This window comes from Robinsoniella sp. KNHs210 (genome assembly GCF_000686105.1).
Classification (GTDB): Bacteria; Bacillota; Clostridia; order Lachnospirales; family Lachnospiraceae; genus Robinsoniella; species Robinsoniella peoriensis.
The window spans coordinates 5,401,735-5,416,204 of the sequence record NZ_JMLZ01000002.1 but is presented as its reverse complement, the minus strand read 5'-3'; the positions used below and the strand labels follow the sequence as shown (position 1 = coordinate 5,416,204).

At 41.7% G+C, this 14,470-nt stretch carries 13 protein-coding genes; 1 reads left to right on the top strand and 12 read right to left on the bottom strand.

The genetic code is table 11. The features are described from left to right. Positions 1 to 42 precede the first annotated feature (42 nt). From CD03_RS0130025 to CD03_RS0129970, 12 genes are all read right to left on the bottom strand, one after another. Entirely contained in the window at positions 43 to 1,230 is a 1,188-nt protein-coding gene (locus CD03_RS0130025; protein WP_027296778.1) for a CDP-glycerol glycerophosphotransferase family protein, read from the bottom strand. A gap of 8 nt (positions 1,231 to 1,238) precedes the next feature. Next, positions 1,239 to 2,111, bottom strand: a complete 873-nt coding sequence (locus CD03_RS0130020; protein WP_081820426.1) for a glycosyltransferase — start codon at positions 2,109 to 2,111, stop codon at positions 1,239 to 1,241. After that, a complete protein-coding gene (locus tag CD03_RS0130015) occupies positions 2,057 to 3,448 on the bottom strand; it encodes a sugar transferase (protein ID WP_027296776.1) in 1,392 nt (463 codons plus the stop codon). Before CD03_RS0130015 ends, CD03_RS0130020 begins: the two co-directional genes overlap by 55 nt. Positions 3,449 to 3,562: 114 nt before the next feature. Beyond that, positions 3,563 to 4,372 (bottom strand): hypothetical protein, encoded by an 810-nt coding sequence (locus CD03_RS0130010; RefSeq protein ID WP_027296775.1) that lies wholly within the window; start codon positions 4,370 to 4,372, stop codon positions 3,563 to 3,565. Between the two features lie 12 nt (positions 4,373 to 4,384). Further along, positions 4,385 to 5,422 (bottom strand): DUF6077 domain-containing protein, encoded by a 1,038-nt coding sequence (locus CD03_RS0130005; protein WP_027296774.1) that lies wholly within the window; start codon positions 5,420 to 5,422, stop codon positions 4,385 to 4,387. 56 nt (positions 5,423 to 5,478) lie between these two features. Next, complete coding sequence (gene rfbD, locus CD03_RS0130000; protein ID WP_027296773.1) at positions 5,479 to 6,333, bottom strand: dTDP-4-dehydrorhamnose reductase; 855 nt, start codon at positions 6,331 to 6,333, stop codon at positions 5,479 to 5,481. Between the two features lie 83 nt (positions 6,334 to 6,416). After that, positions 6,417 to 8,414 (bottom strand): DUF2142 domain-containing protein, encoded by a 1,998-nt coding sequence (locus tag CD03_RS0129995; protein WP_027296772.1) that lies wholly within the window; start codon positions 8,412 to 8,414, stop codon positions 6,417 to 6,419. After that, positions 8,407 to 8,787: a DUF2304 domain-containing protein gene (locus CD03_RS35300; protein WP_044289765.1), complete on the bottom strand. Its 381-nt coding sequence runs from the start codon at positions 8,785 to 8,787 to the stop codon at positions 8,407 to 8,409. Before CD03_RS35300 ends, CD03_RS0129995 begins: the two co-directional genes overlap by 8 nt. Positions 8,788 to 8,857: 70 nt before the next feature. After that, positions 8,858 to 9,547: a glycosyltransferase family 2 protein gene (locus tag CD03_RS0129985; protein ID WP_027296771.1), complete on the bottom strand. Its 690-nt coding sequence runs from the start codon at positions 9,545 to 9,547 to the stop codon at positions 8,858 to 8,860. Between the two features lie 13 nt (positions 9,548 to 9,560). Continuing rightward, positions 9,561 to 10,367 (bottom strand): glycosyltransferase family A protein, encoded by an 807-nt coding sequence (locus tag CD03_RS0129980; protein ID WP_242849172.1) that lies wholly within the window; start codon positions 10,365 to 10,367, stop codon positions 9,561 to 9,563. Between the two features lie 103 nt (positions 10,368 to 10,470). Next, positions 10,471 to 11,715 carry a lipopolysaccharide biosynthesis protein gene (locus CD03_RS0129975; protein WP_027296769.1) on the bottom strand — a complete coding sequence of 415 codons (1,245 nt, stop codon included), beginning with the start codon at positions 11,713 to 11,715 and terminating at the stop codon, positions 10,471 to 10,473. Between the two features lie 9 nt (positions 11,716 to 11,724). Continuing rightward, positions 11,725 to 12,600 (bottom strand): LicD family protein, encoded by an 876-nt coding sequence (locus CD03_RS0129970; RefSeq protein ID WP_044289764.1) that lies wholly within the window; start codon positions 12,598 to 12,600, stop codon positions 11,725 to 11,727. Between the two features lie 295 nt (positions 12,601 to 12,895). Between CD03_RS0129970 and CD03_RS0129965 the strand changes: the two genes are divergently transcribed. Then, positions 12,896 to 14,461 carry an MBL fold metallo-hydrolase gene (locus CD03_RS0129965; RefSeq protein WP_027296767.1) on the top strand — a complete coding sequence of 522 codons (1,566 nt, stop codon included), beginning with the start codon at positions 12,896 to 12,898 and terminating at the stop codon, positions 14,459 to 14,461. Positions 14,462 to 14,470 lie beyond the last annotated feature (9 nt).

Below are 14,470 nucleotides of genomic sequence, written 5' to 3'. Positions count from 1 at the left end.
CAAACACGTTCCAGCCCCTTTAGAGACTGCTTTAAATTGCTCCTATTTGCTAATGCCCGCAAATTCCAGCAGCCTTCTGCAGTTCCCTCCGCCTTTGTAATGATTTACCTTATCATTAATTTCAAGACGTTTTTCCTTATAAGCATCCTCACCTGCAATACAATCTTCTAAAAATCCATAGAAACCTTCCTGGCTTTCAATAATCTCTCCCGGCATGTAATCCAGGGGATTGTCCACTACAAAACCTCTGTGGCTTCCATATTCTTTCATGTCTTCTATGATAAAAGCTTCCGGTTTATCCAGAAGTAAATAATCAAAATATACAGATGAATAATCGGTAATCAAGGCATCGGTATCTTTCAGCAGTCGATACAAACGGACTCTTTTCTGATCCAGATAAGCATTTGTCAGTATCTTAATATTGCTCATATCCTTAATCGCCAGCGCCTCCAGATTCTGTGCCGGATGGAGTTTGATCAGCAGCAGGCTGTTATGCTCCTTCATAAAAGCATTTAGTTTTGTAAAGCTCTCTGCCGTATGAAACAAGGGAATGCCTGCATTTTTTACATAATCCTCACTGGAATCCATAATCAGCTTATCCCGTGAAATACGATAGGTGGGCATCCAGGCAAATACCTTTTGATAATCTCCCTTTACAATTGAAAGCTTATGAAATTCATCTTTTTTTGAAAACAAATCATCATTCCGAGGATGTCCGGCAATGATTACCTGATTCAGTTTGCAGTTAAAAGCTTCCGCCATAATCGGACGGAACATTTCACTTGGCGCTGTTAAATAGGTAAAAAAATCATAGTGGTAATCTCCCAGCTTGTCCTCCAGCATATGATTGATCTTTTTTAAAGGGGTTCCATGCCAGTAGTCAATCGACACCTGATCTTTTGTGGGCATGATTGCCAGAATTTCCCCATGGTAAAAAATAAATCCCGCCGTCATAATTTCCTTTAAACTTCCCGCCAGATTTACAAACCGGACATTTTTTCTCACCAGTTTCTGATAGTCCCGGGGTCTGCCAACTGCACAGACAATCTCATATTTTTCATAAAATTTATACTTCATCAGATAGCAGAACAGTGTTTCGCTGTTATCATAAAGTTCTCCTTTACAGAAGATCAGGATTTTTCTCTTATTTTTGGGAATCACCTTATTTACTGCCGATAATACTGATCCTCCGGCAAAATATATTTTCCGTTTTGCTTTTCCTTTAACCATAAACGCTCCTACTTTGTCTTTCTTAAAATTACTTCATAGAATTTCTTCCGGAAGCCATTGGGTAAAATGCAGATCAGAACCTGTCCGCCTGCCGAAATCAGAAAATCCATCCAGGTAGAAATACCGTTCTTCTTTAAATACCACCTGAACTTCACTGCCAGTTTTGCATAAGCCATACCGCCCCGTCTTGCAAACATGCTCTCTCCTGTTCGCACATAAACAAGCGGCTCTTGTATATTATATCCAACAGCACCGTTTTTCAACATTCTGGCCCAGAGATAATAGTCCTCAAAATAAGGGAAGTCCTGATAACCACCGGCCTTTATCACCGCGCTTTTACGATACATCACCGTTACGTGGTTAAATGGATTTCTCCTGCCTGCACACTTTAAAATGGCTTCATTGGTCTTCGGCGTTACCCTTTTCCCTGAGATTTCATGCATATCACTTGCAAATTCCTCGATAATCCCACCTGTAATGTCCACCTGTTTTTTATTAAATATATAGAGCTGCTTCTCACAACGGTCATTCCGGCTGATATCATCGCTGTCCATGCGGGCAATCAACTCATTTCTGCAATGCTTTATTCCGGTCTGCAGCGCCGGCCCCAGACCGCCGCATTCCTTTAAACGTACAACAAGGAACACCTCCGGATATTGCTCCAGGAAATGTTCCACCACTTCGTCTAATGCTTCTGTTAAAGGTCCGTCACAGACCAGTACAAACTGGTCCGGAAGCACTGTCTGATCCATCATACTGGAAATTGCCGCTTTTAAAAATGCGGGTTCTTCCTTTTTATATACAGACATTAATACAGAATATTTATTTATTTGTTCTCTTTTTTTGCTTCTTCCTCTTTTGTCGCCGCTGTCACCTGCCATGCCTCTACTCCTTCCGTATTTTCTTTCTGAAAGAGAATTTTAACTGTCATCAGCATAAGCTTCCAGTCCAAAAGATAGGTATAATTTTCAATATACGCTAAATCCAGTTTGAGCTTATCGTAAGGAGTGGTATTATACTTACCATACACCTGTGCATATCCGGTGAGTCCGGCCTTCACCTTTAAGCGGTAATCGAACTCCGGAATCTTTTCTTTGTATTCCTTTGTAATCTGCGGACGCTCCGGTCTTGGACCTACCAGAGACATATCCCCTTTCAAAATATTGAATAACTGAGGCAGCTCATCAAAATGAATGTTACGGAGCACCCTTCCAACCGGTGTTACCCTGCTGTCCTGCTTCATCGCAAGGCGTGCTCCCTCTTTCTCAGAATCTACTCTCATGCTTCGAAACTTCAGTACATAAAATGTCCTGCCGCGCTCGGTCAGTCGTTCCTGACGGTAAAACACAGGACCTCTGTCATAGCATTTGATTAAAAGCGCAATGATCAGCATAAACGGAGATGCAATTACAACTCCAAGACCGGAAATAATAATATCGGTCAGACGTTTTGCCGTCTTCTGTTCAATCGTAAGGCCTCTGTTGCGAAACAGCAGAAGCGGTGTATCAAACAGATGTATGCTGTCGGAACTCATAATCATTACATCCGATATTTTTGGAATACAGTAACACCGGATATCTTTTTCAAAACAGTATTTTAACAGCAGATTTCTTTCATGGGAAGGCATATCTCCCAGAATTACTGCCTTATAGCAATCTATTTTACTTTTCAGCTTATCCATGCCATCTCCCAGATGAATGGACTCGCAAATATCATATTTATCTTCTCTGGAGGAAATCTTGCGGATCAGATCCTTTGGATTTTTCTCTCCGTATATCAGCAGCATCTTCCTTGGGGGATATATATGCACGTAAATCCAGCGCATCATAAGCACCCACAAAACGACGATTACTAAATCAATTGCCGTAATATAGAACATCGGCAGCACATGCGCTCCAAAAGTCCAGCGGCCAATCAATGCCATCTGCAGGTAAGTTATTCCGTTCACACATAATACGGATGCAATCTGGGAATAGAGCACATCAAGTACCCTTAAATAACCTACTTTGAATCCTCCGTACAATTTGTAGAAGAAAAACAGCATCAGTGCATACATTCCCACAACTACCCAGTTACCTCTTACAAACGTTGTACGGATAACCCCTCTGGAGTCATAATAGGAAAACCAGACATATGCATATATTGCTGTCTGTACTGCCAGAATAAGCGCAGAAGCAAAAAACATGATGACTCTTTTATATTGTTCTCTTCTCTCCACTAATATTTACCCCTCTTTATTTTTCAATGGTTCATCATAATTATACATCAATACTTGCCAGACTCTATATTACAACAAATTTTACAAAAATACAACAAAAAAGACGTGGCAATCTCAGGCATTATTGGAACTGGCTGTCTCTTCTTTGGGTGTTAACGGTGCAGTATCCTTATAGATTATATAACCATTGGTCTGTCCAATTGCCTTAAACTTCCTTAATTCTATTTTCTTTTTTGAGTCCGCCGTGTCATAATATACCAGATAATTGCACCCGGCCTTTCTCGCCTGCCTGATGATGACCCTGAAATCCGGATTTTCCGATATCATCTGTTCATGTATTTTCCTGTCTCTCTTGCTAAATCTTCCTTTTCTTCCGTATGCCAGTCCAATGCCTGCATCATACTGGCGTATATAACCAGCCAGATCATCGGGAACCACAGCCTTTACCGTCTCACCTTCACCACGGTTCTGTGTAATGATTTCACAGATAGCGTTTGCTGCCGAAGGCAGTTTCTGCAGATTTTCCGTCTTATGAAGAACTGTCCCTGAGACGTAGACAAAATTTCCGGTTACGGCAAGAACACCCATCAGCGCCACAAGCATAACCCCTCTTTTTAATTTTGTATTCTGTGAATACCAGGCTCTTACTGCCACATAGGATAAAACAAGGGGTATGGGCAGCAGCCAGAACATCCGCCAGTAAACATCTCTTCCCACACAGTAATCCATAATAATTTTAGCTGTCAGAGGAAAGAAATAGATGCATCCAAAAGTTACCGCATATCCCACAAATAATTTTTTATTTTCTTTTTCTGCTTTACTACAGGCAATGTAGATAATTGCCGCAAGAAATAATCCCACATGCATGCCGTCAGCCACATACATCCTGTAACGTTCTAATGTCAATCCAAATATCTCCAGCATGTATACAGCCTCCTAACGTATCAAAAGATACATTCCCGCACAAATCAGGCAGGGAATGCAGCATATTACTGCTTTTATAAATTTTCCTAAGTCTCTGCCGCCAATCCCATACAGAATTGCAAAAATGCCAACCATAACCGGCGCCAGCATGATTCCCATGGATGAAACCAGACAGCAGGAAAGCAGAAGGCAAAACAATAATGACCATTCACGCAGGCTGCCGTTTTCTTTCAGCAGACGGATACACATGTAGAAAAGTGCCGGAAGCAGAATCGCTGCCAATACCGCTTTCCCCTGCCAGATACGCACCAGCATAAACGTCCCCTGGGTGTACACGGAATAATAGGAAAACACGTGTATTACGGAAAGGAAGCACAGGAACAGCCCGCTTGCCTTGCGGTCCCCCGCAAACAGTTTTTCACCTAAGAGGGAATAGACCATATAAGCCAATGGCACGAAAAACACCGGCATAATCGTATGTGCAACAATTGCCGGATGCATCTGCACGCTTTCACTGATAAATGCCAGGAAGATTGGAAATGGAGAAAGAACATAGCGGGAAGGCAGACTTTTTAGCAGGTCTCCCGTATAAGCATCAAAACGAAACATTCCATTTGTATGCACTGTTGTTGTAGCCGTTGCCACATAAAAGGCATCATCCAGATCGTCCAGCCTGAAAATCAGGTACGCCGCTACCTGCACTGCAATCAAAATCAGCGCCAGATAGACAGACCAGGGGGTTTCTTTCATGCCTTTCCACTGGAATACCACCATTTCTTTCGTTCTTCTTACATTTAAAATAATGGAAATTACTGCAAGCAGCAGCATACTTCCGCCATAGATATACATCAGTACATGAAAACTGACTTCTGCGAAAATAAGGGGAAGCGCCAGCACTTCAAACACGGCAAACATGGTAATATAACCATACAGCGCCGCCATTTTTAAACTATTTTTTTCTTTATCTTCCACCCGGGTAAACAGCATACCGATACACACCGGTATTACTGCAAACCACAGGAGGATGAGTAAGGCTTTTACCAGATACACGTCCTACCACCTTTTCTTACGGTCAGCGCAGTAATTGCGCAGACCTGATATATAAGTTACAGTGTTTTCATATATGCAGCCAGGGCATCTTCCCAGGGCGCAAAGCTGTAATCTGTAGTCAGCTTCAGCATATAGTTTTCCAGTACAGAATAAGCCGGACGTACGGCCGGGGTGGGATATTCTGCAGTAGTAATACTATCCACCTTTGTATCTTTACCTGCCAGGCGGAATATTTCCTTTGCAAAATCTGCCCAGCTGCACATACCCTCGCAGGTACCGTGAAAAATCCCATAATTAGATGTCGGAATGAGATATTTAATTGCTTTTGCCAGTTCAACCGCACTGGTAGGTGTACCATACTGGTCTCCCACAACCCTTACCGTGTCGTTTGTCTCCGCCAGACGAAGCATGGTTTTCACAAAATTCTTTCCTTCTCCATAGAGCCATGCGGTACGTATTATAAAGAAGTCTTTGGCAAACTGCTGTACAAACTGTTCTCCCGCCAGCTTCGTTGCCCCATACATCCCCTGTGGGTTTGGCGCATCAAATTCCATATATGGTTTTGTTCCATTTCCTTCAAATACATAATCGGTAGAAACATGTACCATTTTAGCACCTGTTTTCGCCGCTGCAATACTTAAGTTTCTGGGGCCGATGGCATTAATGCGATATGCCGCATCCTGCTGGGATTCACATAGGTCCACGGCAGTATGTGCCGCACAGTTAATGATTACATCCGGTTTTACTTCCTCAATGACAGACATTACCTTATCAATATTAGTAATATCCAACTCCATTACATCGGGCTGAAATACATCTGTATTGATAATTTCTACATCCGCATCGTCTGCATACTGCTGATTAATTGCTCTTCCTAATTGTCCGTTACATCCTGTTACTAAAATTTTCATGTTTTTATTCTCCTTTTATTTTTTCGTAATTTTTAACTATATAAATTATCGGTACTGTTTAGTATACTAACTGCTGGTAAAAATTATCTTGTTATGACTTTCTGGAAGATTTCCCAGACTACCATAAACTGTATCAGCCCAACGCTCATGATCAGATTCATGTTAATGCTCTTTTTCAGGGTTATATTTCTGCTTCGCAGAAGGAGTACCACAAGCGGGAGCACCGGAAGGAAATACCTTCCCTGAGTTCCTTCAATTACTTTAGAACCAAATGGCGTCCATGTCAATAAGAACACCATCATCAGTGCACCAATAACCCCGGCACTGATCAGTGCCATGATCCACTTATCCTTTTTTTCCAGATAAAACGGTTCTTTTTCTTTTACAAACACAGAAAGTATCAATATAATTGCCAGTGCAAAAATCAGAACATCTGAAACTTTTATATCCAGCCAGCCCAGTTGCCCGCCCATCATTGTTTCAAAATAAAAATCCGCATATTTCCGAAATGATTCGTAATACATCTGGATAATCGTGAATGGCTGGGATAACAGCCCACTTAAAGTGTACCCGGAACTTTCAACATAAGACAGGGTATTTTCCTGTCTGCTCAGATATTCTGCCATTGTAACAAGTCGAACGACAGCCAATGACAGCACCCCTCCCGCACAGACGCTTAATCTTCCCAGAATACAGCCGATTCTGGTAGCCGATTTCTTAACCGGGATCAAAAGTACCAGCAGGCATAAAAGCACGTAGACAATCTTGCAGGGTGCCATTAGCACAGCCAGAATAATTAATAATATCCAGTCTGCCCGGTCAACCTTATCCTTTTCATATGCCAGATAAAGGCAATGTGCGGTAAACCATGCGCATATTCCTATAATAAAGGAATCATAAGAGAAAGATCCGCCTAATTCCAAGGAAATCGGAAGCAGTAAAACCGTCAGCATCAGTACTTTTGCAAATGGCATCCGCTTTACTGCAAAATATCCGCACAACAGGTAAAATGCCAGCGCAAACAGTCTTCCCAGCATTAATAAACCTACATTTCCTATATTCAGCAGCCGGGCAAGAGAAATGCCTATAATCTGAGGCGTATATACAAATGCAGGTACTCCTGACAATGGCCCACCCGGAAAAGCAGACAGTCCCTTTGCGCCTGCAGTATCAAAAAGATGATCTGCAACCAGTCCGTAAGTTTCCGTATCCGGACGCTTCTCCAGGACTCCCATTAACAGATCGTCCTCTCTTGCAATAGTATTCCCTTCATCATTCACCGCTTCTTTTCCCATTAAACTATTAGAAAACGCATAGGCAGTATAGATATGTGCCTGTTCATCCGGCGTTGAATAAGGCGGAAGAACAAAGATATAGAGTACGCCCAGGCAGATACCCATTAACAGAAACAGCCTGTGAGCCTCCCACTTCATGCCATATCCCAAAAACCAGAGCAATACCAGCATTGCAAAAAGTACAACTGTGATACCCACAAAATAAATTTTCAAATAGGACTGGTCACCATACGTAAAGGTTATATGCAGGCTTCCTTCTTTTTTCTGTCTTCCTACAATTAATTTCTGTCCTTTTATAGATTTGTCAGACTGGTAAACCGTAACTGCATTCCCTGCAGTCCCATCTTCCGAAGCAATCGTTAATATAAACTCCTCTTTCTCTTTTACTTCAATGGTATTTTTCAGAACAAATTCCACCGGAGTATTATCCTTAAGATCTTCCGTGGAGACATCCCAGTTTCCCACTAATATACCTGACTTTATATTCTTCAGCTGAATATTCAAGTGCGCATCATTTTTCCTGTCATAAGTAGCGAAAGTCAGCCTGATTCCGGAAAAACTGACGTTTTCCATTCGGAAACTCTGTTCAATCTTGGTATCTTTAGTGATCTCACCAACTACTGCTTTGTTGCCTCCAATTTTAAAAATCTCTCTGGGCCGGTTCAGACCGGGGCTGACGTATTCCCGGTACATCACTACAGTATGAAATATAAGCATCAGGAAAACCACAAAAATCAGCACCGGAAAGAATATATTCTGCTTCTTTCTATATTTCTCCCTATTCATCTGCCTGCTCCTTTATCTTCAATTCTTTCATCTGCATCTCCTGCATCGTCCGCTCAAGCAGCGCCTGATGCTGGGCAAGAGCTTTTACACGTTTTGAAAGTCTGGAAACCGCAAGGCTCAATGAGAAAATAATAACCAGTGAAAAACAAAAGCCCATAAAAAATATCATATTGACCGGCAGGGATACGCCCAGCAGGTTCGTTAGCCGGTCAGTCAAAACCGGAAAACAGGTTAATACCGTTACACCAATTGCCAGTAAAGTCCACGGCAAAGCATATCTTAAGCTAATCGTTCTTTTTTTTACCATACATGCCAGCACAATCAGTGCTGCAGCAACAGTAATCATAATGATAATCTGCGATCTGATACTCATATTCACACCTCTCTGCCTGCATGGGAATCACAGCAGGACGCATTTACATAAAAGCAATTTTCTTTCAACCTCAGCCTCTCCATGCGGCCATAAAAATAGCCAGAGTTACCTTTATCATATAATACACCGACTTCAAGGGCGATATGGAAGATACCCCCTCCTCCCGCTGTTTCATGACAACCGGTACCTCACCGATTTTTCTGCCTGCTTTAATAATTGCTACCGCACTTTCAGGCTCTGGATAATCCTTGGGATATTCCCTTGTAAATACTTCTATTACATCACGGCTCATCATACGCATTCCTGACGTAGGATCTGTAATCCTCACCTTGGTCAGTGCATAAATCAGCCAGGAAAAATATCGAATTCCCATTCTTCGGATTCCGGAAGACTGAAATCCCTGTTTTTCTATAAATCTTGACCCAATCACCATATCAATCTGATTACAGATGAGACTTTGCTCCATCTCTTTTAAGAATCGGGCATCATGCTGTCCATCTCCATCCATCTGCACCGCCAAATCATATCCTCTGCTGGCAGCATAGAGAAGACCGGTCTGCACCGCCCCTCCAATCCCAAGATTGACCGGCAGATGAATCACGGAAAAATCATGTTCTTCACAAATATCCTTTGTATTATCTGTCGAACAGTCATTGATAATGACATAGTCATAATCCGGTGCCTGTTCCTGAATACTCCGGACAGTTGAATAAATACTGGCGCCTTCGTTATAGGCTGGTATAATAATCAGTTTCTTCATAGGTGCTCCCCAACTACATATTATTTGATTCCTCACTTCTCCCGTAAACAGAAGCTAAAAGCTTTGCAACCGGCAATGGCCAGAATTTACGGAACATGGCGATATCCTCGTCCCGCCTGCCCGTATCTTCAATAATTCTGGTAGTCGCAGATTCTTCATGTATCCGGTGATACACCAGACGCTTCTTACAGTAAAGAAAAGCCCCTTCCTCCCTGGAAATCTTCTCCCATGCCTGCCAGTCTTCATTACTTCGAAAACCTGGCTGAAACACAGGTGCTTTTACATTTTCTTTTGCAAATCCCACAGACGGACAGCAAATCGGTGAACCCAGGGAAAGAATTCTCCTTCGGATAAACCTGCTGTTCTTTGCCGCCTTTATTTCCATTGGAATCAGCATCAGCCTTTTCACTTTTAATAATGTGTTTGAAACAACGATTTTCCCTTTTCTGATTTCCCCGTAATCAGTAAAAAAAATCAATGGCCGTTTTGCCGAATCCATCATCCTGCATAGTTCTTCTGTATATTTTTCATGATAGATATCATCCTGATGGGCGATCGTAACATACCTGGTGTCAGCCTTTTCATATGCAAAATTCCAGTCCTGGATGATTCCCTTTTCTCCTCTGTTTATAAACAGTGATATCTCATTTTCCCTGCAGATACGCTCTATATAGGTGCTGGGTGTTGAAGTCACCATAATGATTCTGCCGGGATGTGACTGCTTTTTCAGTGAGCGGATACATGCCATAAGATAGGGGCTGTCCCCATAGGCACATATTGCAAATGTGTGTTCATAATTATCTTTCATATTTATACCCATTACATATTACAGACGAATCTGCAATACTGCTATTTCTTTTTTCTTTCAGCCTGGCAGTCCATAAAACCTGGTTACTTTCGGCCAGAGTTATTGTATCATAAATTTAAGATCTTGACAACGACGCTGATTTTCCGATCCGATTCTGCAGAAATACAAACAAAAGTACAATTTCAACGGTAAGACCCAGAATCGTAGCAAAACTCGTGCCCTGCATGCCCCATAACTTTATGAAAACTACCGATGATACTGCTCCTGACACAACGGCAGCTACATTACTGATGATCAGTCCTCTAAAGTCCTTAACAACCGTCAGTACACCGCACAGCAGCCAGCTGAATGCAGTGAGAATGGTACACGCTACCAGCGGCAGTAACAAATCAGTATAAGGCAGTATTTTTTCTCCGATTAATATCAGAAGCCCCCACTCCCCTAAAAGCGCTGCACCTGCCATAGCAGCCACAGATACTGCTCCTACTACTTTTACACAGGTGAACAGAAGCTTCCAGAATCCAGCCCGGTCCCCTGCATGATACTTTTCCGCAAAAGCCGTTACGAAAGGATTAAAAATGTAAGTAGATGCCATCTGCACAACCAGGGTAGGCGCCGCAATTGCCGCATACACACCCAGCTTGTCATTTCCGCAGAATTTCTCCAGGAAATATCTTGGAATAGAGCTGATTGCAGCGTTTAGAAACAAATAAACCACTAACGGAAAACACCTGATAAGCAATTCCTGTACTTTTTTTAAATTACCATCAGATTTTATATTGGTTATACGCTTCACATTCCTGCGGTCATAGAATATAATAACGAGAAATGTAGACAGCGCCATTGCCCCAAAAGCAACCGGAAGACTATTGAATAATCCCAGAAAAACTATATAAGAGCAAAGCATTACCACACCGCGGATTACCATAGATTTTCCCAGATAATCCATACGCCAGTATTTTTGAAAAAATCCGGCATAGACATCAAAAAGAGCTTCTCCCAGACGGAAGACCATATAGATTATAATACTTAAACTGGATATCTTGTCGTATCGGTTTATCACTACAAATGCTGTACAAAGAATAAATGCTGTTAAACCGGTCGCTGCCCTGCTCAGTACATAGGTTCCCTGGGAATATTCATTTTCCGTATCTGCCACCTGGAAAGTACGCATCCCATAGACTGCTATGCTATAGAACATATTGGTTATGGACATAGCCAATGTCAGAATACCTGAATTTTCAAATCCGGAAATACGGATCACCAGAACGCTCAAAAGCCATTGACACCCCAGATAAACCAGACTTCCCCAGGTATTCCAGAGAATACTGGTTTTAATCGACATTTTTTTATCTTCCATAGTCATCCCTTACTTTTTATCAGGCACTTCTGCTTCCTGTTTCCCAAAATCCAACTGGTATGGACAATGATTATACCTTTTTTCCACCGGTGGAAGCTGCATATAATCGCCATAATAAGCAGACAGCATTTCGTGCATATCATTGGGAAACGTGAGTTCCAGATGTTCAAACTTCATCTTCTTCAACGGATACAAATCTTTCCTGTCTATCATGCTTGCAAAGGGTCTCGCCTCAGGCAGGTATGCCAGCCTTTTAGTCTTCTGCTTATTATATTTCGTACAGCATCTCTTTCCACGCAAAAAAACGCCTCTCTTGGAAATATGCATCGCTTTCATAAGCTTGTTCCCAACCTGGCACGCAGCCAAAACCAATTTTAATTTTTTACCTTCCAGCAAAAGGCTTGGCTTTGAAATACTGCATAAAATCAGTAATTTACTGTAAATCCATGCCCCATATGCCTGAAGTTTCATCTTCCAATTACAGTCCGGAACATTGTCATAAGCATACAGATCCAGAAAAATCCCAAATTCACAATCCACATCCTTCATTGCGTATTCCCTGAAAACCGTTCCTTTTTTACACATACGCGCAGTAAAAAGCGGATAATTTTCATCGGAATCTCCGCGTAAAATCGTATATTTATCTTTCAGTTCCTCTCCTGCAAGTTTACAAAACCGCTCATAATTTTTTCTTGTAAATGCCAGATCTATGTCGTCATCCCAGGGAATAAACCCCTGATGCCGCAGTGCTCCGATTGCAGTTCCTCCAATTCCAAAATACGGTATCTTATGCTTCTCACAAAAATCCACAAAATCCTCCAGCATCTCCAGCTCCGTTGCCTGAAGCCTGCGAAGTGTCTCATCATCATATTTCTTTCGCTGCATAATTTTCCCCTCAAAATGTATTTATTACAAATCTTTTAATTCCTGTTAATTATAATATAACATTTTAATAAGAATTAGACAACTGTTAATTGTGATGAGGGATGTTACAAAAATGAAATTGGGTATTGCTGGGTAAGGGACGCATACAAGTTTTCCCCAGACACTTGTAAAGAACTTTCTCTTAGGGTATAATCTAACCTGTATCATATAATGCTGACTATGTCTGAATAAGGGGGAATGTCATACATTTTGCAGCAGTACTGATTTAATACCAATGAATAAGGGGATTTAGATAATGAAAAGAAAATTTAATGTAATGTTTACGGCAGTGGTTATCTGTCTGGCTTTTCTATGCCTGCCACTGGCAGCTGATGCATCCGCTAAGAGCAAAACACGGATTCATTTTATTTGTATTGAAGGCAATAACGATGCCATCCTGCTGGAGAGTAACGGACACTTTGGAATGGTGGATTCCGGCGAAGACAGTGACTTTCCAAATGGAAATAATTCGAAATACCCTATGCGTTCCGGTATCAACACTTCCGGGGGGCACGAACAGGAAGTCATTAAGTATTTGAAAAAGGTTGGCGTAAAGAAGCTGGATTTTTATATCGGCACTCATGCTCACAGCGACCATATTGGAAGCGGGGATGAGATTTTAAAAGCTTTTAAAACAGAACGCCTGTATCTCAATAAATACAGTGACAAATACATCTCAGTGAAAACAAATCTCTGGGACAACCAATATTGTTATGATACGCTGATCTCTGCAGCTAAGAGACGCGGTACGAAAATTATCCAGAACTTTTCCAAAAAATCGAATCGGGAATTTACCCTGGGAGATATGCAGATCGAAATTATGAATTATAAGCGCTCCACGGATTCCAAAGGAAACATCGCCAAACGGCCGGATGACAATTTTAATTCACTGGGTGTGAAAGTAACAGTAAATGACCTCACTGCTTTTTTAGCGGGAGATATCAACAATCTGGCACCTGATTACGATGAAAGTAAGCTGGCAAAACAACTGGGGCCTATTGATCTGTTAAAATTGGGACATCATGGTATCGGCGATGCCAATTCACCCAGCTATCTGCGTATGATATCACCGGATTATGCAGTTGCAACCGGTTTAATTACCAATATGTCCGCCTCCGTGAGAAATACGCTGAGCAATATAGAATGTAAGCTCTTTACCACAAACGGACAGCCAAAAAATTCAGCAATCATAGCCGATATGAGCAATGGTAATACACTGAATATGATTTCTCCCGGGAATCTGACCCTGAAAAAGAAAAAGGTCGGATCCAAAAAGCAGTCAGCTTTTTATACATCCAATAACAAAAAGTATTCCAGAAAGAACACCTGGATCTACTATAATGAAAACTACTATTACATAAACAGCAAAGGCTATATAGAAAGAAACAGCTGGAAAAAAGAAGGAAATTACTATTATTACCTGGATAACAATGGTATCATGCAGATGAATGCATCAAAAGTTCGTGGTATACCATACTCCTTTGATGCCAGCGGCAGACTGTCAGAGGGCGGCTGGACAAGGGGATCTACTTCCTGGTCCTATGCAGATAATACCGGAAGGGCTAAAACAGGTTGGGCAAAACTAGACGGCAAATGGTATTTCTTTAATAAATCAGGAGTCATGCAAACCGGATGGATTACCCTTAAGAAAAAACAGTATTTCTTAAGATCCAATGGACAGATGGCAGCCAATACCTGGGTTACCTTCGGCGGTGTTAAATATTATGTAGGCAGCGACGGTGTCATGCTCCGCAATACAAAGAAAAAAATCAAAGGCAAGATATATCGTTTTGATGACGGTGGAGTTTGTATCAATTATTAAACAGTATAA

Bases quoted from the DNA above. Each gene is read 5' to 3' on its own strand.
- CD03_RS0130025 (WP_027296778.1), bottom strand. From the start codon at position 1,230: ATGGTTAAAGGAAAAGCAAAACGGAAAATATATTTTGCCGGAGGATCA.
- CD03_RS0130020 (WP_081820426.1), bottom strand. From the start codon at position 2,111: ATGGCAGGTGACAGCGGCGACAAAAGAGGAAGAAGCAAAAAAAGAGAA.
- CD03_RS0130010 (WP_027296775.1), bottom strand. From the start codon at position 4,372: ATGCTGGAGATATTTGGATTGACATTAGAACGTTACAGGATGTATGTG.
- rfbD (WP_027296773.1), bottom strand. From the start codon at position 6,333: ATGAAAATTTTAGTAACAGGATGTAACGGACAATTAGGAAGAGCAATT.
- CD03_RS0129995 (WP_027296772.1), bottom strand. From the start codon at position 8,414: ATGAATAGGGAGAAATATAGAAAGAAGCAGAATATATTCTTTCCGGTG.
- CD03_RS35300 (WP_044289765.1), bottom strand. From the start codon at position 8,787: ATGAGTATCAGATCGCAGATTATCATTATGATTACTGTTGCTGCAGCA.
- CD03_RS0129985 (WP_027296771.1), bottom strand. From the start codon at position 9,547: ATGAAGAAACTGATTATTATACCAGCCTATAACGAAGGCGCCAGTATT.
- CD03_RS0129980 (WP_242849172.1), bottom strand. From the start codon at position 10,367: ATGGGTATAAATATGAAAGATAATTATGAACACACATTTGCAATATGT.
- CD03_RS0129975 (WP_027296769.1), bottom strand. From the start codon at position 11,715: ATGGAAGATAAAAAAATGTCGATTAAAACCAGTATTCTCTGGAATACC.
- CD03_RS0129970 (WP_044289764.1), bottom strand. From the start codon at position 12,600: ATGCAGCGAAAGAAATATGATGATGAGACACTTCGCAGGCTTCAGGCA.
- CD03_RS0129965 (WP_027296767.1), top strand. From the start codon at position 12,896: ATGAAAAGAAAATTTAATGTAATGTTTACGGCAGTGGTTATCTGTCTG.